This window comes from Pseudomonas sp. MD195_PC81_125, assembly GCF_014060985.1.
Classification (GTDB): domain Bacteria; phylum Pseudomonadota; class Gammaproteobacteria; order Pseudomonadales; family Pseudomonadaceae; genus Aquipseudomonas; species Aquipseudomonas parakoreensis.
In genome coordinates, this window is record NZ_JABULD010000540.1 from 1 (window position 1) to 680 (window position 680).

1 protein-coding gene is annotated in these 680 nt (G+C 53.7%); it reads right to left on the reverse strand.

The window, feature by feature from the left end; genetic code table 11:
• Positions 1 to 145: 145 nt before the first annotated feature.
• Positions 146 to 680: hypothetical protein (locus tag HT737_RS21385; RefSeq protein ID WP_182403959.1), on the reverse strand; the 535-nt coding region annotated here is incomplete at its 5' end.

Genomic DNA, 680 nt, shown 5'->3' on the forward strand with positions numbered 1-680 from the left:
GTTGCGGGCGCAACGCCTTGAGTTGTATAGCCTGAGCCGTCATCACCAGATTGGTGATGACGTGCTCAGAGAAGTATTGAGCGAGCTTGATTTGAGCGAGGCAAATCTGGGGCAGGTCAAATAGTCCGATACGGACCTGGCGCGCTCACTGACTCGCGGGGTAGGGGTAAGCGTTCGACATGAAGGTTTTATCCTGTTCGCTGAGGTCCAGATTAATGAAGATCTGGAAGTCACCGAGCGTCCACGACTGGCTGACGGGATAGTGCATGATCGACTTCTGGTCGTACTCTGAGTAGATGCTTTCGTCGGGATTGCCGAGGTCAAAATACCAGTCGTGCAGTCGTTTGCGCGTCACGCTGGCCTGGTAGTTGTCCTCTTCCGGGTCGGCGGTTATTCCGTGTTGTTTATAAATGGCTGGTTTATCCCAGGGAATGTTTGCCGTGGGGTTGGTCTGTTCATGTTCTGCGCCGAGCATGTGACCGAACTCATGCATGACATTGGCTGCGAAATAACGTGCCTGGCTCGGTGGGTGTGGCCAGAGTCGCATGGTCGGCTCATCGGGATGTAAGAGAGCATCGGTACCGATCAGAGAGGAAAACGTTCCCGGTTGACTGAGTATGCGGATATCGCCTTCTTCACCTTCGACGAAATCGAACTTCAAGTTGATGTGCGGCAACCAG